Origin of the sequence: Prosthecobacter sp. (assembly GCF_029946185.1) — a bacterium.
GTDB lineage: Bacteria > Verrucomicrobiota > Verrucomicrobiia > Verrucomicrobiales > Verrucomicrobiaceae > Prosthecobacter.
The window spans coordinates 1-3,413 of record NZ_JAQSEA010000158.1; the positions used below are offsets into that span (position 1 = coordinate 1).

Annotated in this window: 3 protein-coding genes; 1 reads left to right on the top strand and 2 read right to left on the bottom strand. The window is 61.0% G+C overall.

Annotation, left to right across the window (positions count from 1 at the left end):
• Window positions 1–697: DUF2231 domain-containing protein (locus tag PSV43_RS13885; RefSeq protein ID WP_300198199.1), on the bottom strand; the 697-nt coding region annotated here is incomplete at its 3' end.
• A gap of 168 nt (window positions 698–865) precedes the next feature.
• On the opposite strand from PSV43_RS13885, the gene PSV43_RS13890 reads away from it, so the two are divergent.
• A complete protein-coding gene (locus tag PSV43_RS13890) occupies window positions 866–2,272 on the top strand; it encodes a deoxyribodipyrimidine photo-lyase (RefSeq protein WP_300198202.1) in 1,407 nt (468 codons plus the stop codon).
• Window positions 2,273–3,018: 746 nt separating this feature from the next.
• Here the strand turns inward: PSV43_RS13890 and PSV43_RS13895 are convergent.
• The coding region (locus PSV43_RS13895; RefSeq protein ID WP_300198205.1) for an FtsX-like permease family protein at window positions 3,019–3,413 on the bottom strand (395 nt) is incomplete at its 5' end.

Below are 3,413 nucleotides of genomic sequence, written 5' to 3' on the forward strand. Positions count from 1 at the left end.
GCACCTGGGGCTTCACCTCGGAGGTGGTGTCGGTCTTGGGCTCAATTTTATCCGCCTTCGGCTTTTCCACAAAACTCAGCATCCATTTCTCCATGGCCACCATCGGCGCCTTGATCCAGGGAGGGGCGTGTTCAATGAGGAATTTATTCCCGTGGCTCATGTTGCCGCCGAAGTGCGCGCCGAGGCCCATGATGCCAAAACTGATGAAATACACGGCACGGTAGGCATTCAGCAGCTCCATGCTACCCCGGCCCATGGCGATGAGACGCACGACCAGAGCGATCAAGACCCCTCCGGTGCCGAGCAGCCCCATAGTCTGATGGAGGGTGAAATTTCCGCCGGCGTAGCCGCCCTCACGCGAGAGCATGATGCCGGCAAACACGGCAAAGACCGCGCCCGCCCCGCCGATGATGAGCATGAGAAGGGAGGCTTCGCCATATTTTTGCTCACCACGCCGGGTGCAGCAGAGCAGCTCAAAGAAGCAGAGGATGCCGAGTATGCCGACCGGCATGTGCAGGAGGATGGGGTGGAAGCGTCCGATGAAGAGCACGGTGCTGGAGGCCTCCCCCTTGGGAGCCTCATACAGCGGTGGGAAAATGAGCAGGCCGATCACGGACACGACGATCAGGAGAATCGCGGTGATCCAGGCGGCGGTGAAAGATTTCGGTTCGTCGGTGTCAGGCGAATTCGAAGACATGGGATGAGATTCGGGGATTAGAGGAGGGAGGAAAGTTGATATGGCTCTTCTAGTAACGCCAGCCCAGCGAAATATTCATCATGAACCTGATGGCAGATGCTGCGAAGATTCGCCCTGCCCTTTGTCCGATCCTGACCGTATCTTGTTCCCTCCCCCCCTCTTTTCTTCATGCCACGCCCTGTTATTCACTGGTTTCGCCGCGATCTCCGCCTCACTGACAACACCGCCCTGCACCACGCCGCGCAGGCCGCAGAGCAAGTCATTCCTGTTTACATCCTCAGTGACTGGCAGCAGCACCACGGCTGGACGGGCCCCAACCGCCAGCAGTTCCTCTGCGGCTGTCTGGACTCCCTCGCCAAAAACCTCACCACCCTCGGCAGCCGCCTCATCCTGCGCAGCGGCAGCGCGGAGGAGGAACTCGAGCGCTTCATCCGCGAGACCAACGCTGAAGCCCTGTATTTTAATCGCGACTACGCCCCCTTTGGCCGCGCCATGGAAGCCCGCGTCCAAGCCCTCTGCACCCGCCTCGGCATCGCCTGCCACGCTCACCAGGACAGCGTCCTGCACGAGCCTGATGCGGTGCTCACTGGCAGCGCGCTGCCGTATCGCGTGTACACTCCTTACTCGAAAAATTGGCTCAATCTGCCCAAGCCCGCGCCGCAGGGCCGCACTACCACTCTCGGGCCCGCAGCCGATGAAAAAATAAAGAGCCTCCCGCCGCCCACGCTCGCCCACTGGCAGCTCCCCGCCTGCACCGCAGACATCCCCGCCCCCGGCGAGCGCGCCGCACGTGATCGCCTCAAGCGCTTCATCGACACCGGCATCCTCCATGGCTACGCCCAGCAGCGCAATCTCCCCGCCGGTCAGACCACCTCCCTCCTCAGCCAGGATCTCCGCTTTGGCCTCCTCAGCATCCGCGAAATTTACCAGCGCTGCAGGGCCAGCACCACCGCCGCGCAGACCTCCATCGACACCTATGTCAAAGAACTCGCCTGGCGCGAATTCTACGTCGCCATCCTCTGGCACTACCCCAACGTCTTCCAGCAGGAATTCGCCCCCGACTGGCGGGGCCTCCCCTGGCCCGGCAGCGAGTCGGATTTCCAGCGCTGGGCCACCGGCACCACCGGCTTCCCCATCGTCGATGCCGGCATGCGCCAGCTCCTGCACGCCGGCCTCATGCACAACCGCCTCCGCATGATCACCGCCATGTTCCTCACCAAAGACCTGCACTGCGACTGGCGTCTCGGCGAAGCCCACTTCATGCAGCACCTCGTTGACGGCGAAAACGCCAGCAACAACGGCGGCTGGCAATGGTCCGCCGGCACCGGTGCCGACGCCGCCCCCTACTTCCGCATCCAAAACCCCTGGCTCCAAAGCGTGCGCTTTGATCCTGCAGGCACCTACATCAAGCAGTGGGTGCCTGAGCTAAAAAACGTCCCCGCCCCGCTCCTCCACGAGCCCCCCAAACCCGGCCTGCCTCTGGCCAAAGGCTACCCGCTTCCCATGGTCGATCACCACACCGAACGCGACCGCTGCCTCGCCATCTTCGCCAAGCACAAGGCGGAGCGGGTGTGAGGAAGATAATGGCAGCGCTTTATGATTTCTCTGTCTCTGCCATCAACCAGCACCTGAAACGCATTTTTCAGCGATAACGAACTGGAAGAATCTTCAGTTGTTAAGCAATACTCAACAACTGCTGAAAGTGAGTTTGAAAAATACCGCATCGTGCAAGACCGGCTGTTCGAGTCGGACTTCGACAAATTGATCAAGAATCTGCCCGAGCAAGGCGAAGAAGCTTGAGCCTCAACGGAGTCATCGTCAAAAACGCCGCCCTCGAATAATTCCTTCTTCGCCAATGCTGCGAGGACGTGCGGTGAGCTAGACTAGGCAGTCGGCCATGGGCCGCACATGGCAGCCATGTGCGCAACTCTGCCATCGAAGCTTCGGAGCGGGGAGTTGAGCGTTGCGAAAGCTGGCATGGCCTCAGTCCTCGCCGCGGGTGAGGTTCATCAACTCGTCGGTCGTGCCACGACCCGCCCAGATGCCTGTGAGGCTGGCGAGTGCTGTGCGCATGCGTTCTCGAGCTGGAGAATCCGCAGACTCCTCCGTCTTTGCACTGGCTGCTCCCGCAAGGCGGTCAAGCTGCTCTGCCGCCTAGTCCGGCAAGGCTTTGTGGCTGCGAGCGGCGGCGGATACAAGACGGCTCACGAGATGATCGTCGAGGCGAAGAACAAGAGTGCTCATGTTGCAGAGGATAGGTGGAAGACTGCGAAATTTCCAGCGGGCATTCGTCATTCAACAAGCCTTCCCACCCCCGCCACTTAATTATGCCTCAGCGCCTCCACCGGATTCATCATCGCCGCTCTCCGTGCCGGATAAATCCCAAACGCAATCCCAGTTAAGACAGAGATCGAGAACGCGAGAATCGGCGACCACATCTTGATGACGGTGGTGACACCGGCAAATTTGGTGATAGCGAGCGGGATGCTCAGGCCAAGGACGACACCGATGACGCCGCCGACGCCGGCAAGCAGCACGGTCTCGATGAGGAACTGCACGACGATGTCGTTCTGCCGCGCGCCGAGGGCGCGGCGGACGCCGATCTCACGGGTGCGCTCGGTGACGCTGGCAAGCATGATGTTCATGATGCCGATGCCGCCGACGAGGAGGGAGATGGCGGCGATGCTGCCGAGCACGATGCTGAAGATCTGCTTGG

What these genes read in the sequence shown, in the direction of transcription:
- PSV43_RS13890 (WP_300198202.1), top strand. Translation starts at nt 866, where the DNA reads ATGCCACGCCCTGTTATTCACTGGTTTCGCCGCGATCTCCGCCTCACT.